Annotated in this window: 15 protein-coding genes; 6 read left to right on the forward strand and 9 right to left on the reverse strand. The window is 57.8% G+C overall.

From position 1 onward, the window contains the following. The first annotated feature begins 4 nt into the window (after positions 1 to 4). Both GH975_RS04600 and GH975_RS04605 read left to right on the forward strand, forming a co-directional pair. Complete coding sequence (locus tag GH975_RS04600) at positions 5 to 712, forward strand: sulfite exporter TauE/SafE family protein (protein ID WP_153713397.1); 708 nt, start codon at positions 5 to 7, stop codon at positions 710 to 712. Beyond that, positions 709 to 1,863 carry an MFS transporter gene (locus tag GH975_RS04605; protein WP_153713398.1) on the forward strand — a complete coding sequence of 385 codons (1,155 nt, stop codon included), beginning with the start codon at positions 709 to 711 and terminating at the stop codon, positions 1,861 to 1,863. Before GH975_RS04600 ends, GH975_RS04605 begins: the two co-directional genes overlap by 4 nt. A 5-nt stretch (positions 1,864 to 1,868) precedes the next feature. Here GH975_RS04605 and GH975_RS04610 read toward each other — a convergent pair whose 3' ends face one another. From GH975_RS04610 to GH975_RS04635, 6 genes are all read right to left on the reverse strand, one after another. After that, the gene (locus tag GH975_RS04610; RefSeq protein ID WP_153713399.1) at positions 1,869 to 3,362 is read right to left on the reverse strand and encodes a mannitol dehydrogenase family protein; all 1,494 of its coding nucleotides are present in this window, start codon (positions 3,360 to 3,362) and stop codon (positions 1,869 to 1,871) included. A 1-nt stretch (position 3,363) separates the two neighbouring features. Next, positions 3,364 to 4,365, reverse strand: coding sequence for an ABC transporter ATP-binding protein (locus GH975_RS04615; RefSeq protein WP_153713400.1), 1,002 nt, complete (start codon positions 4,363 to 4,365; stop codon positions 3,364 to 3,366). An 11-nt stretch (positions 4,366 to 4,376) separates the two neighbouring features. Then, entirely contained in the window at positions 4,377 to 5,207 is an 831-nt protein-coding gene (locus GH975_RS04620; protein ID WP_153713401.1) for a carbohydrate ABC transporter permease, read from the reverse strand. A 10-nt stretch (positions 5,208 to 5,217) separates the two neighbouring features. After that, a complete protein-coding gene (locus GH975_RS04625; RefSeq protein ID WP_322788872.1) occupies positions 5,218 to 5,847 on the reverse strand; it encodes a carbohydrate ABC transporter permease in 630 nt (209 codons plus the stop codon). A 341-nt stretch (positions 5,848 to 6,188) separates the two neighbouring features. Next, entirely contained in the window at positions 6,189 to 7,490 is a 1,302-nt protein-coding gene (locus GH975_RS04630; RefSeq protein ID WP_153713403.1) for an ABC transporter substrate-binding protein, read from the reverse strand. 117 nt (positions 7,491 to 7,607) lie between these two features. Next, positions 7,608 to 8,636, reverse strand: coding sequence for a LacI family DNA-binding transcriptional regulator (locus tag GH975_RS04635; protein WP_153713404.1), 1,029 nt, complete (start codon positions 8,634 to 8,636; stop codon positions 7,608 to 7,610). Between the two features lie 171 nt (positions 8,637 to 8,807). On the opposite strand from GH975_RS04635, the gene GH975_RS04640 reads away from it, so the two are divergent. The 3 genes from GH975_RS04640 to xylB are packed head-to-tail and all read left to right on the forward strand — an operon-like array spanning position 8,808 to position 11,917. After that, a complete protein-coding gene (locus GH975_RS04640; protein WP_153713405.1) occupies positions 8,808 to 9,560 on the forward strand; it encodes an SDR family oxidoreductase in 753 nt (250 codons plus the stop codon). A gap of 4 nt (positions 9,561 to 9,564) precedes the next feature. After that, entirely contained in the window at positions 9,565 to 10,455 is an 891-nt protein-coding gene (locus tag GH975_RS04645; protein ID WP_153713406.1) for an AraC family transcriptional regulator, read from the forward strand. Position 10,456: 1 nt separating this feature from the next. Beyond that, a complete protein-coding gene (gene xylB, locus GH975_RS04650; RefSeq protein WP_153713407.1) occupies positions 10,457 to 11,917 on the forward strand; it encodes a xylulokinase in 1,461 nt (486 codons plus the stop codon). A gap of 22 nt (positions 11,918 to 11,939) precedes the next feature. Here xylB and GH975_RS04655 read toward each other — a convergent pair whose 3' ends face one another. Genes GH975_RS04655 through GH975_RS04665 form a run of 3 tightly spaced genes read right to left on the reverse strand, consistent with a single transcriptional unit; the run spans position 11,940 to position 14,378 of the window. Continuing rightward, positions 11,940 to 12,389 (reverse strand): methylglyoxal synthase, encoded by a 450-nt coding sequence (locus tag GH975_RS04655; RefSeq protein WP_153713408.1) that lies wholly within the window; start codon positions 12,387 to 12,389, stop codon positions 11,940 to 11,942. Position 12,390: 1 nt separating this feature from the next. Then, entirely contained in the window at positions 12,391 to 13,572 is a 1,182-nt protein-coding gene (locus GH975_RS04660; RefSeq protein WP_153713409.1) for an ROK family transcriptional regulator, read from the reverse strand. A 2-nt stretch (positions 13,573 to 13,574) separates the two neighbouring features. Continuing rightward, positions 13,575 to 14,378: an ATP-binding cassette domain-containing protein gene (locus GH975_RS04665; RefSeq protein ID WP_153713410.1), complete on the reverse strand. Its 804-nt coding sequence runs from the start codon at positions 14,376 to 14,378 to the stop codon at positions 13,575 to 13,577. A gap of 166 nt (positions 14,379 to 14,544) precedes the next feature. On the opposite strand from GH975_RS04665, the gene GH975_RS04670 reads away from it, so the two are divergent. Further along, positions 14,545 to 15,477: a sugar ABC transporter substrate-binding protein gene (locus GH975_RS04670; RefSeq protein ID WP_153713411.1), complete on the forward strand. Its 933-nt coding sequence runs from the start codon at positions 14,545 to 14,547 to the stop codon at positions 15,475 to 15,477. Positions 15,478 to 15,545: the final 68 nt, after the last annotated feature.

Below are 15,545 nucleotides of genomic sequence, written 5' to 3' on the forward strand. Positions count from 1 at the left end.
CCGCTTGGATCTAGTCTGGCTGGCGGCTGCGGCCGTTGTGTCTGCGACCATCACCGGGGCCATGGGCGTCGGTGGTGGCCTTGTCTTGATCGTTTTGATGGCACAGTTTGTGCCGCCCATTGTGCTAATTCCCTTGCACGCCTTTGTCATGTTGATGAGCAATACCGGTCGCGCTTGGATTCAGCGCAAGCACGTGCGCTGGGCCTACGTGTGGCCGTTTTTGGCCGGCTCCGTCGTCGGCGTCGTGTTGATGGCGCCATTGGTGCGCTTTATGCCGACCACGGGCGGACAGTTGTTGCTCGGCTTGTTTGTCATTGGCATGACCTGGCGGCCGCAGTGGTTTCGTCTGCAGGCGTGGCTGCCAGCACTGTCCGGTGCCTTGACCAGCGCCCTGACCATGGTGCTAGGGGCGACCGGACCGCTGGTGATGTCGGTATTGCCCAAGGCCAACTGGCCAAAGCGCGAGATCGTCGGCACCCACGGCATGGTCATGACCTTTCAGCATGGGCTTAAGGCCGCTGCCTTTTGGTGGATGGGCTTCGATCCGATCGACTGGGGCTCAACCTTGTTGGCGATGGGCGCCGGTTCCGTGGTTGGTAATGTGCTGGGGGCGCGGCTGCTGGGTCGGATACCCGAAGCCAATTTCAAACGCGCGCTGGATTGGTTGTTGACGCTGTTGGCGTTGCGCTTGATTGCCCAGGCGCTTGTTTGATCCGAATTGTGCTGGCTTTCGCGGCCTTTATTTCCTTGGGCATGCCGGACACCTTGTTGGGCGTTGGCTGGCCGTCGATGCACGCGGGCTTGGGTGTCGACCTGGATGCGGCGGGTTGGTTGGTGGTGGCCACGACCGGCGCCTACATCCTCAGCAGCCTGTGCGCCGGGCGCCTGATGCGCATCATGCGGCTGGGGCTGTTGTTGGGCCTCAGCGTTGGCCTGACGGCACTGGGGCTGTGGGTTTATTTGTGGCTGGATCAATTTGTCTGGTTGGTGCTCGCGGTCTTTGTCTGCGGGCTGGGTGGCGGCGCGGTCGACGTGGCGTTACAGCAATACGTCATTGAGCGCCACGGTCCTGGGCTGATGCAATGGCTACACGCCAGTTTCGGCGTCGGAGTGACCCTGGGTCCGGCGCTGATGGCCGTGGCCTTAACCAGTGACAACGGCTGGCGCTGGGGCTATGCCGCGGTCGGCGCGGGCCTGATGGGCTTGGCGCTGGTGTTTATCCTCAGCGTACGGCTGTGGCCTAGTGTGGTGCCGCCGGACCAACCGCGGGTGGCCTATCGTGAGGCGCTGTCGCATGCACCGGTGCGCCGCGCCGGTTTGATGTACGCCGTGTATGGCGGCTGCGAGCTCAGTATCGGACTGTGGGCGTTTAGTTACTTGACGGTTGGGCGTGGCTATGACGGCGCGCTCGCGGCGCTGTGGGTGAGCGGGTTTTGGGCGGCCTTTACCGGTGGCCGTTTACTGGCCGGGCCGGTCTCGCGCTATTGGGATCACTGGCGCATGGTGGCGGTCTCACTCAGTGTGGTTGTGGTCGGGCTTGGGGTGCTGGCCGTCGTTGGCTTCGAGGGCTGGGGCTTGGCGCTGATGGGGCTCGGGTTTGGGCCGATTTATCCGGCGTTGATGAGTGCGACGCCGCTGCGGGTCGGTCAACGCCTAACTGAGCCGGCGGTGGCGCTGCAAATTACCTTAAGTGCGGTTGGCGCGGGTGCCATCACCGCGGTCGTAGGGGTCTGGGTCGAGCGCGTTCCGGGGCAGGGGCTGTTACTGGCGTTGCTGGGGATGGTGCTGGGGCTAGGGCTAATTGAGTGGCGACAGCGCCAGTCCGTGAAAAGCGCCGAACCACCGATCGGTGGTTCGGTCTAGAGCCGTTAGGCGCAGTACGCTTGGATCGCGGCACGGGTACCGTCGCGCCAAATGACGCCTAGCCAATGCGCAAATGCGTCACTGAACTCCGGTGCCTGGGCCAGCTCACCGTAGATATTTTCCATCCCTAACCACACCATCGGGTCGGCTTTGGCTTGCAGGGCGAGGGCCTGCAAATGATCCCAATTCGGGTCGTTCGGCTCGATGGTGCTGCCGTCTTCACGGGTGCCGGCACACATACGTGCCCAGGCCGCTTCGACCAGTGCCAATCCGCGCACGCTGTTGCCACGGGCGATGCCATCACGAATCGAGGGCAGGATAAAGCCCGGATGACGTGACGAACCATCGAAGGCGACGCGGCGCGTGGTATCGACGATTTTTGGGTTCGAAAACCGCGATTCAATCAGGCCAATATAGCGATCTGGGGTCATGTTCGGGACCGCTTTGACGTGCGGGGCGATTTCGTCTTTGGCGATCTTCACGAACAGGCGCGAAATGTCCGGGTCGCGCATACAGCCAGAAATAGACGCCACTGACAGCAGCTCACCGGGCACCGAAATGACCTGGTGACCGCCGTTCAAAATGCGGATCTTCATGACTTCAAAGTCATGCACCTGGTCGGTGAACTCGGCGCCCACCTGGTCCCAGTCTGGGCGGCCAGCGCAAAAGTTGTCTTCGATTACCCACTGGCGGAAGTTCTCGTGAGTCACCGGTGCGGCGTCGTCGATGCCCCAGCCTTTGGCCAGCTGGAGCTCGTGGGCGCCGGTCGCCGGAACGATGCAATCAACCATGGAGTTGGGAAAGCTGCACTCGCGGTCGATCCAATCCGCCAAGGTCGGGTCGGACAACCGCGCCAGGCCCACCAGGGTCTGTTTAAAGACGTCGCCGTTGACCTGCAAATTGTCACAGGACTGAGCAGTCAACGGGCCGACACCGGTGTCGCGGCGAACACGCAGAGCCGCCACGATGGCGCCAAAGGCGGTCCGCGGCGTGCTCGGGTTTTGACTGTCGAACTGAATGTCGGCGTGCTCATGATCGAAGCGACCGCTGGCCGGATCCACGTAGTAACCGCCTTCCGTCACGGTCAAGGCGACAATCCGTATTTCGGCCCGACTGAGACACTCAATCAAGGCCCGGTTGTCGTCCTGAACCGGCAAGAAGTCGATCATTGAGCCGACCACTTCGGCGTGTTCGGACGCCGGGTCCAACTCAATCACCGTGCTTAGACAGTCCTGCGCCAGCAATCGGTCGCGCATGGCCGCATCGGCGGCGCGCACGCCAGCGCCGATAATGGCCCAGTCATGTGCTTGGCCTAGCTGCATCAAACGGTGCAGGTACCACGCCTGGTGAGCGCGATGGAAATTACCCACGCCAATGTGGACGATGCCCGGAGTCAGACCCGCACGATCATAGGTGGGCCGGTCGATGCCGGCCGGCAGCTGCGCCAGTGAGCGGTTGCTCAACCTGGCGCGTGCTGTTGAAGCGTTTGCATCAGTCATATTAAAGACGCAGGCCATCAGCACCAAACTTGTGGATCAGCGACGGGTCAGGGGTCAGGTAAACCGTGTCACCGTAGTTGACCGGGTAATCGCCGCTGGCGCGGACCGTGATCGGATCGCAACCTTCGATGCCGTGGATGTGGATAAAGGTATCCGATCCCAGGTGTTCGGCGACGCCGACTGTGCCCTGCCACAAACCTTCAGTGGTCGACACGGTAATGTGCTCGGGGCGAATGCCAATCGTGTGCGCACCGTGCTTATCGGCTTCGGCACCGGTCAGCAGGTTCATCTTGGGGCTGCCGATGAAGCCGGCGACGAATACGTTGCGCGGGGTGTGGTACAGCTCAAGTGGGCTACCGACCTGCTCGATCACGCCGGCCTGGAGCACAACGATTTTGTCGGCCATGGTCATGGCTTCGACTTGGTCGTGGGTCACGTAAACCATGGTGGTCTTGAGCTTTTTGTGCAGCTCCGAGATCTCCATGCGCATGCCCACACGCAGCGCTGCGTCCAAATTCGACAGCGGCTCGTCAAACAGGAAGGCAGCCGGCTCGCGCACAATCGCGCGGCCAATGGCGACTCGTTGACGCTGCCCACCGGACAACTGGCCCGGCTTGCGATCCAAGTAGTCGGTCAGGTTGAGGGCCTTGGCGGCCGCTTCAATGCGCTTGTCCTGCTCTTCTTGGCTCATTTTCGCCATGCGCATGGGGAAGGCAATGTTCTTGCGAACCGACATGTGCGGATACAGCGCGTAGGACTGGAACACCATGGCCAGGCCGCGCTTGGACGGCGGCAGGGCGGTGGCGTCGTTGCCATCGATTTCGATGTTGCCCGACGAGGTGTCTTCAAGGCCGGCGATTAAACGCAGCAGCGTTGACTTGCCACACCCTGAGGGGCCGACAAAGACGGTGAACTCGCCGTCCTGAATGGTCAGGTCCAGCGGCGGAATGACTTGCACGTCGTCAAATGACTTGGTGACTTGGTTGAGTACGATACGTCCCATTTTTAAATTCCTTATTTCACTGCGCCGAAGGTGAGGCCGCGTACTAATTGTTTTTGGCTGAACCAACCGAGCACCAAGATGGGGGCAATGGCCATGGTCGAGGCTGCGCTTAGCTTGGCGTAGAACAAGCCTTCAGGGCTTGAGTAGCTGGCAATAAACGCGGTCAGCGGTGCGGCCTTGGCCGCGGTTAAGTTCAAGGTCCAGAAGGCTTCGTTCCAGGCCAAAATAAAGTTCAGCAAGATGGTCGACGCAATACCCGGTATCGCCATCGGCGTCAGCACGTAAAGGATTTCAGAGCGCAATGACGCGCCGTCCATCCGGGCCGCTTCCAAGATTTCGCTGGGGATCTCGCGGAAGTAGGTGTACAGCATCCAGACAATGATTGGCATGTTAATCAGCATCAAGACCACGACCAAACCGGTGCGGCTGTCGAGCAAGCCCATTTCGATAAACAGCAAGTAAATCGGGTAGAGCACGCCGACGGCCGGCAGCATCTTGGTGGACAGCATCCACAGCAAAATGTCTTTGGTCCGTCGCGACGGCACGAACGCCATGGACCAAGCCGCAGGAATTGCAATCAGGGTACCCAGGATGGTCGAACCGCCCGCGATAATCAGTGAGTTGTTGAGAAACTTAAAGTAATCCGAACGTTCTTGGACCGCGATGTAGTTTTCCAGTGTCCAGTCAAACAGGAAGAACAACGGCGGATCTGCGATCGCCTGACCTTCGCTTTTGAAACTGGTCAAAATGGTCCACAAGATCGGAAAGAAAATAAGCAGACCGATGGACCAGGCAAGGACCGTGTTAAAGGTCTTGCGTGATGTAGTTGCGTTACGAGCCATGGGGGTCTCCTTATGAATCCAGGTTCTTGCCAACGATGCGCATCAAGAAGATCGCAACGATGTTCGCCAAGATAATTGCGTACACACCACCTGCACTGCCCAAACCGACGTTCTGGCTTTCCAGTACACGTTGGTAGATCAGGTAGGTCAGGGTCTTGGAGCCAAAGGCGCCGCCCGTGGTGACGAAAATTTCCGCAAAGATAGACAACAAAAAGATCGTCTGAATCAGCAGCACCACGGTCATTGCCCGGCCCAGGTGCGGCAAGATAATGAACCAGAAGCGTTTCAGCGCGGTCGCGCCGTCCATTTCCGAGGCTTCCAACTGCTCGGTGTCGAGCGACTGGATAGCGGTCAGCAAAATTAGGGTCGAGAAGGGCAGCCACTGCCAGCTGACGATCATCACGATCGACTGCAAGGAAGCTTGGGACAGCCATTGAATAGGTTCAGCACCAAAGAACTCCCACAGGTATGCGAACAAACCGTAGTTGGGGTCCATGAACATGTTCTTCCAAATCAAGGCCGATACGGTCGGCATGACAAAGAAGGGTGCAATCACCAAGATGCGCACAAAGCCTTGGCCCCACATGGGTTGGTCCAACAGCAAAGCAAGCAGAACGCCGAGCGCAATGGTAATAGCCAAAACGCCACCGACAATAATTAGGGTGGTAGAAATACTGGGCCAAAAAGAACTGCTAGAGAAGAATCTGACGTAGTTGTCAAAGCCTACCCAGCCGAGGTCGCCGCCACGAAGGGGCAAGTACTTTTTGAATGAAAAATACAGTGTCATACACAGGGGGACGAGCATCCATCCCAGCAGTAGTACGACGGCAGGTGCCATCATGAAACGTGCTGCTGTGCGTGATTGTTGAGTGGCCATAGGTCACCGTCCTCTGTGAATCCGAAGGTGTTCGCGATGAAATCAATTGGAAAAGAAGGGGCGGCTGACGCCGCCCCTTAGGTCATAGGGTATGACCTTGAAAACTAGCGGTAACCCGCAGCTTCCATTGCGTCGTTAGTCAAAGCTTGTGCCTTGGCCAGCGCTTCTTCGATGGTCTGCTGACCTGCGTAAGCCGCTGAGAACTCTTGGCTGACGTCGGTAGCGATACCGGCAAACTCAGGGATCGCTGCGAACTGAACACCGACGTACGGTGATGCGTCAACAGTTGAGTCGTTCGGGTTAGCTGACAGGATTGAATCCAGTGTCATCTGTGCGAAAGGTACCGCCTGGTAGTTGGGGTTTTCGTACAGTGACTGACGAGCTCCCGGAGGTACGTTTGCCCAACCTTCGTTGGCCGCAACCAATTCGATGTAGTCAGTTGACGTAGCCCACTCGATGAACTGCTTAGCAGCGCCTTCTTTCTGTGTGCCTGCGGGGATAGCCAAAGCCCATGCCCACAACCAGTTAGCGCGCTTGCCCATGCCGTTGTCAGGCGCCAGTGCGAAGCCAACTTTGTCAGCAACAGTTGATTCAGCAGCGTTGGTGACGAATGAAGCGGCAACCGTTGCGTCAATCCACATGCCGCACTTGCCCTGTTGGAACAACGACAGGTTTTCGTTGAAACCATTAGTGGCGTAACCAGCGGGGCCGGCATCGTCCATCATGTTTTTGTAGAAGTTCAGAGTGTCTGACCATTCACGTGTGTCGAACTGTGCATTCCAGTCGCCGTCGAACCAGCGAGCGCCGAATGAGTTAGACATTGCCGTGATGAATGCGCCGCCTTCACCCCAACCCGCTTTACCGCGCAAGCAGATGCCGTTGATGTCGTTGTCACGATCAGTCATTTCACGAGCTGCTTTAGCGATGAACGACCAGCTTGGAGCGGAAGGCATGGTCAGGCCCGCTTTTTCCATCAGGTCAGAGCGGTACATGATCATCGAGCTTTCGCCGTAGAAAGGTGCTGCGTACAGCGTGCCGTCGTGGCTCAAACCGCCAGACATGGCAGGCAGGATGTCAGCTGCGTTGTATTCAGCAGACAGATCGTCCAATGAAACCAACCAGCCGTTAGCGCCCCAAATCGGAGTCTCGTACATGCCGATGGTCATGATGTCGAACGCGCCGCCTTTGGTGGTGATGTCAGTCGTCACGCGCTGGCGCAGGACGTTTTCTTCCAAAGTGACCCATTCAACGTCAACGCCAGTTTGCGCTGTGAATTGATCGGTGTAGCCCTGCATGCGGATCATGTCGCCGTTGTTAACGGTAGCGATCGTGATGGTTTCTGCGTATGCGATTGAGCTGGCTGCGATCGACAATGCGACCGCTGCACGGATTGTGCTTTTGACCATGATGGTTCTCCTAGTTATGCCTTGTTATGCCTTGTTATAGGTTTGGCAGGGCGAAAGATATCAAGAGAAAAAAGGGCGAGTCAATAAATAATTTTACGCGCGAAAAGTTTTGACGGACTAGGACGAATTTCTGAGAACCAGTCGCGCCGGATAGCGGGTCTCGTCGCGCGACGCAAAAGCGCAGCCTTGTTCGATGCGCTCGAACAGCGTTCGCACGCTGTGCGTGGTGACCGCGTCGTAGTCGTGGGCTGCGGTGGTCAGCGACGGACAGGTAAATTTGGCATACGGGTGGTCGTCATTGGACGCCAGTCGCAGTTGATCGCCGGGCATGCGTCCAACGGTCAGGCCGCGCTCGTACGCAGCCGCTAAAAAACCAATCGCTAAGCGGTCGTTACTGCACAATATGGTGTTGGAGGGCAGTTGCCCACGGTCCAATAGTTCATGTGCGCCACGGTAGCCAATTTCTTCGAAGTTCCAGCCATCACCGGCAACCGCCACGACGTGCGGCTCAAAGCCCATGCGGTCCATCTTGGCCAGATAAGTCTCGTGGCGCTTACGGGCATTCGGGTTGCTGGGGGTGGCCATTTCGAAAAACAGCGGTGGCTCGCCGGTACGAATCAAGTATTCGACTGTTTGGTTAACAAAGCTCTCATTGTCCGAGCCAATAAAGGCCTCGCCCAGGCCTTCAATATTACTATCGACCAGCACCGTGGGCACCGCTTTACAGAATTTTTGCAAGCGCGCGCGGTCCGAATCGTGGCCCAAAGGCGCCAACAGTACGCCGGCGGGTTTTAACGATCGCAAGGATTCGAGTATCTCGATTTCTTGCTTCGGATCACCGTAGGAGCTGTACATCGTGGGCGAGTACCCAGCCTCGATACACAGCTGTTCGGTGGAGCGCGCGATTTCGGCAAAGAAGGGGTCGGCCAGGTGGGGCACAACAATGCCGACGGTTTTCGTCAACTTGCGGTTTTGGTTGATCGCATAAATGTTGGGACGATAGTCGTGCGCTTCGATGGCCGCTTCGATGCGTTTGCGGGTCGAGGCTCGCACGCTGTCGGGGTCGTTGAAGTATTTTGAGACGGTGGGTCTTGAGACGCCAGAAACTTGCGCCAGTCCTTCCATGTTCTTAATAATATTTGTCATGATGTGGGCGCGCCAATCGGTGCCTGTTATTGCTTTTGATCACGTGATGATAGATTTTATTTTGCCGCGCGTAAACTTCATGACAAGCTAGTGTGAAGCAGTGAGGCTTTTGGCAGGGTCGATGCCGCGCCAGTTGGCGTCGCCCACCCGCCTACGAAGGACATAATAATTATGAAGGATTTATCGGATACCCGTGTCTTAGTGACCGGCTGTAACGGTGGCATTGGGCGAGCAATCTGCGCGGCATTTCTGGATTCCGGTGCCCGCGTTTTCGGGGTAGATATTCAGTCCCAGTCAGCGATCGAAGACGAGCGGTTGGATTATCGCCAAGCCGATTTAAGTCAGATTCCGGCGTTGGAGGATGTGCTGCAATGGGTCGACGCCGGCCGCGTTAATGTGCTGGTCAATAACGCCGCGGTGTTTGACATGGGCCCATTGGTCGACACCGACCTGGATTCAATGCAACGCCAGTTCGATATCAATGTGCGGGCTACCTTTCGCTTGATGCAGGGCGTCGCCTCGCAACTAATTGCCCGCCAGGAACCCGGCCGCGTGATTAACTTTTCCAGCCAAGCGGGCCGGCGTGGTGAGGCCTTAGTGGCGCATTACTGTGCCACCAAAGCGGCCGTGATCAGCTATACCCAATCCGCCGCCTTGGCGCTGGCACCGCACGGTATTAACGTCAATGCGATTGCCCCAGGCGTGGTCGACACGCCGATGTGGGACAGCGTTGACGCCCTGTTTGCCAAATACGAGGGTCGCCCGCTGGGCGAAAAGAAACGCCTGGTCGGCGAAGCTGTGCCGCTGGGGCGGATGGGCGACCCGGATGACATGGTTGGTGCAGTGCTGTTTTTCGCATCCGCCGCTTCTCATTACATCACCGGCCAGACGTTGAATGTCGATGGCGGCTGTGTGCTGAGTTAAGCCGATGAACGCTCGCGCCCCGCAACTCGAAGTCGTTGACCCCAGCCAGGGCGGTGTGCGCTATTTGGAGCACGGCTGGCCGCACGATTTGATTCGTTGGCATGCGCATGACGAGTATGAATTGCACCTGTTGGTAGCGACCCGGGGCAAGGTGTTTGTCGGGGACTATGTCGGCCAGTTTAAACCCGGGCAGTTGATCTTGACCGGGCCGCGGGTGCCACACAATTGGTTATCCGAATCGGCCCAGGCGGTCGAACTGCGCGATATGGCGATTCAGTTTCGCCCCGAATTGTATGCCCACGTGGCCTCGGTCATGCCGGAAATCAAAGCCTTGGAGGCGACATTAAACCGTGCTCAAAGTGGGGTTGAGTTCGTCGGCTTCGACTTGCTCGAGGCCCAGCAGCTGATGGCGGCGGTGCGCGACAGCCAGGGTTTACAGCGTATTGCGGCGTTTTTCGAACTGATGGCGCGCTTGGCCAATTGGCCGAACCAGCAGTCGTTGTCGACCTTGCAGTTTCGCTCATCGTTAACCGGTGCCGTGGAATCCAAAATCAGCGAGGTGGTGCGCCACGTCGTGGACAACCACCGCCAGCAAATTCGTTTGGCCGACATGGCCGAGTTAGCCGGCATGAGTGTCAGCTCGTTCAGCCGCCACTTTCAAAAAGGCACAGGCAATCGGTTTGTCGAGTTCGTGACCCGGGTGCGGGTTAGCCGAGCCTGCAGTCTATTGGCCGAAACCAACGATCAGGTGTCATCGATCGGGTTCGCGGTGGGATTTAATAATCTGGCCAATTTCAATCGTCATTTCACAAAATTGAAAGGCCAATCGCCGGGCGAGTTTCGCCGCGCGATTCGTCAAACCATCGGTGCCGAACCGGCGCCGGTAGAGGATTAGCATGTACTTAGGGTTAGATCTAGGCACCTCGGGGCTGAAGGGCGTGGTGATCGGCGATGACCATCAAATTGTCGCAAGCGCGGTGGCCGAGCTGACGGTTCAGCGTCCGGGTGCCAACGCATCCGAGCAAGACCCTGCCAGTTGGGTCGCGGCCATTCATCAGGTGATGGATCAACTCAAACACCGGCTGGATTTGAAGGCGATTGCGCGCATCGGTCTGTCCGGCCAAATGCACGGATCGGTTCATTTGGATGCCAGCGGTCGCGTGTTGCGTCCGTGCATGCTGTGGAACGACGGCCGCGCCGTCAGCCAATGCCAAGCCTTAATGGCGTCCGGGGATGATTGGTTGGCCCATTCGGGCAACTTGGCCATGCCTGGGTTCACCGCGCCCAAAGTCATGTGGGTGCGCGAACATGAGCCGGCGGTGTTTGATCAAACCGCGCATATTTTGCTGCCCAAGGATTACCTGCGCTATTACCTGACCGGTGAATTGGCCACCGATCCGTCGGATGCGTCCGGCACGCTGTGGCTGAATCCCGGCACCCGGGCATGGGACGATTTATTGCTGGCGCGTGCCGGCGTGCGCCGCGAACAATTACCACAGGTGCTTGAAGGCCCCGACGAAAGTGGCCGCGTTAAAGCAGAGGTGGCCGCGGCCTTGGGCATCCAGCCAATCCCGGTGGTGGCCGGTGGCGGCGATAATGCCTGTGGCGCGCTGGGGTTGGGCATGTCCGAATCCAATCAAGGCTTTGTCTCGCTCGGCACCTCGGGTGTTTTGTTTGCCGTCAGTGATCGCCACCGTCCGTGCCCATCCCAGACGGTGCATGCCTTTGCCCATGCGATCCCGAAAACGTGGCACCAAATGACAGTCACGTTAAGCGCGGCACAGTCGCTCAGTTGGTTGGCGTCACTCGTCAACCGGACCGTTCCGGATTTGCTGGGCGCCTTGGTGGCAAGCGGTAAGCAGCGCACCCCGGTGGTGTTTTTGCCGTATTTAAATGGCGAGCGCTCGCCGCACAATAACCCCGATGCCCGCGGGTTGTTTTTTAACCTGTCCAGCGCAACCGATAGCCTGGACATGACCCTGGCGGTGCTTGAAGGCGTGGCGTTCTCGATGCGCGACGGCCAAGCCGCGCTCGCCACCGCCGGCAGTCAGATTGATCAATTGACGGCCATTGGCGGCGGCTCGCGCTCGGCCCTGTGGCTGCAAATTATCGCCAATGTGTTGGGGGTGGACGTGCATCCCCTGGCCGGCGCCGATCAGGGTGCGGCGGTCGGGGCGGCGCGACTGGCGATGCCGGACCAGGCCCAGGCGTACCCCAAAGCGGTGACATCGGCGCCCAAGTATCCGGACGCTGCGGCGCGCGGCTATGTGGATGACAAGTACCGGGCATATCGCGCGTTGTATCCGGTGTGCTCACAACTCGGCCTGGTCGGCCAGCAGTCCGAGCACCTGCGCTAGCCCGCGAACGCTGTGCGCCCGGCTATGCGCGACCGGCTTGGTAGGCCGCGTAATCCAGTTGTTCGCGTTCGTAGTCCGCGTCCATCAAGGGCGATGACATCAAAAAATCGGCGCTGGCGCTGTTGCAGGCGACCGGTACGTTCCAGACCGCGGCGATGCGCAGCAATGCTTTGACATCCGGATCGTGAGGCATCTGGGCCAGTGGGTCCCAAAAGAACATCAGCACATCAATCGAGGCTTCGGCAATGCGTGCGCCAATTTGCTGGTCGCCGCCCATCGGGCCGCTTAAAAAGGCATGCACGGGTAAATCCAGGGCGCGGCCTAGATGGACAGCGGTGGTGCCGGTGGCAAACAATTCGTGCGTCGCCAGCGCGGCGCGGTGGCGCAGCGCCCATTCGACCAGCGCGGGTTTTTGGGCATCGTGTGCAACCAGTGCAATGCGTTTGGTCGCGGGGAGTGTGGCACGGATCATGTTAGGCCTTAAGCAGAGACTGATGGTCGGGTGAGAAGTTTGATAACAGCGGCAGTGCAGCACTGCCGAGCGCCCGGGCATCCTGTCCTAACCTACCAGCAAACAGCGGCGTTGGTGAAATGCCCTCTTGGTTCAGGGTTTCGCACTCGGCTCTGATGGCGTCACACAAAGCACTGCAAACCCAGTCTGGAAAGGCACCGTCAACAACCACCCCGTCCAGCTCAAGTAAAGCGGTTGCGCTGGTGACCGCCATCGCCAAGCTTGGCGCTGCCGAGGTTATCCAGTGTTCAACAAGAGGGCGGTGGGTGGCCCAGGCACTCGCGTCCTGCCAAAGTGCTGTTGCACCCTGACCATTCTCTACAAGAGCGGCTTCAAGTTGGATTAGGCTGGCGCAATCAATTAGCTGAAGCGGATCGGCGCGCCGCATCGGTAGTGAACCAATCGCCCCAGCGTTGCCGGTACGACCCAAAAAAAGGTTGCCGTTTATGACTAACCCGCCGCCCACAAATGATCCAATGTAAACGTACAAATGGTTCGGGAGTCGGTCGCTGTCGCCAAACAATAGCTCTGCTGCACAGGCGGCGGATGCGTCATTGCAGTAAACCGCAGGGGAGTCGAGTGCATCGTCGAGCATGGCGTGAAAGTCGACTTTCTGCCACGCATCAAGGATGGCTTGTGGCGCGCCAAGTTTTGCTTGCCAGCCACCAATGCCACTAGGCTCACAAACGCCTGCGCCGATCAATGGGCTGTCTTTCATAATTTGTCGACGAGAAAATTGGCGTCGGCAACCGCGAACGAATCTCGCAATTTTAACCGGGTCGGGGTGCAGGTAGACGTCTTGCTTTCGCGCCAAAATATTTCCGGTTAAATTGGTCAGCACCACTTCGGTTGAGCGCCGGCCGATGTGAACCCCAATTGCCAGGCCACCGTTTGGGTTCAGTTCGAATGGAATTGAGGGTTGGCCGACTTTGCCTTTCAGCGCTTGGCCACGGCGTAACAACCCTTCATCCTCAAACTCGCTAATTATACCCGCGACCGTTTGCGCGGTCAGTCCGGTATAACGAGCAATCTGGGCTTTTGAGCTAGGCCCCTTAATGCGCACGGTCTGTAGGACCAGGCGCTCATTGTATTGGCGCACGGCGACTTGGTTGGAGCCGCGTTTGTCCCCGGCGGGTGAAATCATGGCTAAATGTAACTAGCGTTTTCGTGAACGCCCTGATCGAGCCCCGTGATCATCGACACGATCTCGTTGGGCTCCGTCTCGCTAGTTTTACGATTGCCAACGATACGGCCTTGACGGAAAACCCAAATTCGGTCGACTAGGTTAAAAACCTGGCGCAGGTTGTGGCTGATAATGATGACGGGAATGCCGGACTGCTTGAGTCCTCGCACAATTTCCTCGACTCGAGTCGTTTCCTGAATACCCAAAGCGGCTGTTGGTTCGTCCAGAATAATCAGTTTCTGCCCCCACCCGGCCGCGCGTGCGATGGCGACACACTGGCGCTGGCCGCCGGACATACCTGCTAACGATTCATTGAGATCAGGGATTTTGACCCCCGTGCGCGCTAGCAGTTCCTCGGCATGGCTTTGCATGGCGCCTGCGCGCATCCAAGACAGCGGGCCTAACGGAATCGACAGTGACGTGCCGGGTATCTTAATGCGGTCAATGCAGTCTTCGCGGCCCAGAAAAATGTTTGCAGGGACGTCTAGATGATCGGCTAAGGCTAGGTTTTGGTAGACGGTTTCTATGCCGGCTTCCCGGGCATCCAGAGGCGAATCAAAGGCAACGTTTTGCCCATAAAATTCAATGCGCCCTGCAGTCGGCTGCTCAACGCCAGTGATGTTGCGAACGAAGGTTGACTTGCCGGCGCCGTTGTCGCCGACCACGGCGACGTGCTCGCCCGGCTCAAGAAAGAAGTCGGCGTCATTCAGCGCATGCACGCCGCCATAGTGCTTCGTCAATTTTTCGGTACGTAGGACATAATTCATGAGTTTGGACACCTGCTATTTGTTATAGATCCAGACTTTAGATGCATCCAATTAATAAATCAATTCAATTTAGTTATTGACTTGGCCGAGAGCGACTGACAATCTTTGCTCAACGTTGCAACCAATGTAACGTCAAATAACGAACAATAATGTTGAGGAAAAATACATGTTGAAGCCTTTTTCTAAGTTAGTCCTGGCGGGTGCTTTGGTTGCCGGTGTCACTTTGCACGCGAGTGCAGTGACGGTGGGTTACATCACCAAGTCAGCCACCAACAGCGGCTGGATTATGATTAACCAGGGCGCGAGCGATGCGGCCAAAGAAATGAACGCAAAGCTGATCACGGTCGGCCCGGCGTTTCAGGGTGACTTGGCTAGTCAGCTGGAGGTTTTCGAAAACCTATCAGCGCAGGGCGTTGACGCCATTGCCGTCGCACCGGTTGATTCATCGGGTATCGCGCCTGCAGTCGAAGCGGCAATGGAGGCGGGCATCGTTGTTGTTGCAATTGACACGGGCGTTTCGGGCGCCGAAGTGACTTCGTTTGTGGCAACGGATAACGAAGCGGTCGCCACCATTCAGGGCGCAGAAGCGGCAAAGCTGGTAGCAGACGGCGACAAAATTATTTACGTCACAGGCAACCAGGCCCAATCGACTGGTCAGGAACGTCGTGATGGCTTCATGGCTGGATTCAAGGCGGCGCGACCGAACAGCGAAATACTGTTGGTGCCGACTGAGTGGAATTCCGATCAAGCGCAGGCGGGTGTTGAAGCGCTGCTGAACAACCATAGCGATGTCAAGATGGTCGTTAATGCTTGGGATGGCGGCACCATGGGTGCTAAGGCTGCCCTGGAAAATCTAGGGTTTGGTCCGGGCGACGTTAAGTTGGTCGGCTTTGACGGAGCAAGCGATGCAATCGTAGCAATGGACGCCGGTTGGGTTCAGGTTGATACCGCGCAGATGCTTTATCAGATGGGCTACCAGGGCATCAAGACCGCTGTTAGTGCGGCGGGCAACATGGCCGTCGACAAGCGTATCGATACCGGTACGTTCTTAGTGACGCCTGAGACATCAGCTGAATACAAAGCGCTGATCGGCATGTAAATGCCCTGAGCCGCCCCAAATCGGGGCGGCTCTCTTTTTATTTAACTTGATATTATCTATCCATTATT

The sequence above is a fragment of the Litorivicinus lipolyticus genome, from assembly GCF_009650135.1.
Lineage (GTDB): Bacteria > Pseudomonadota > Gammaproteobacteria > Pseudomonadales > Litorivicinaceae > Litorivicinus > Litorivicinus lipolyticus.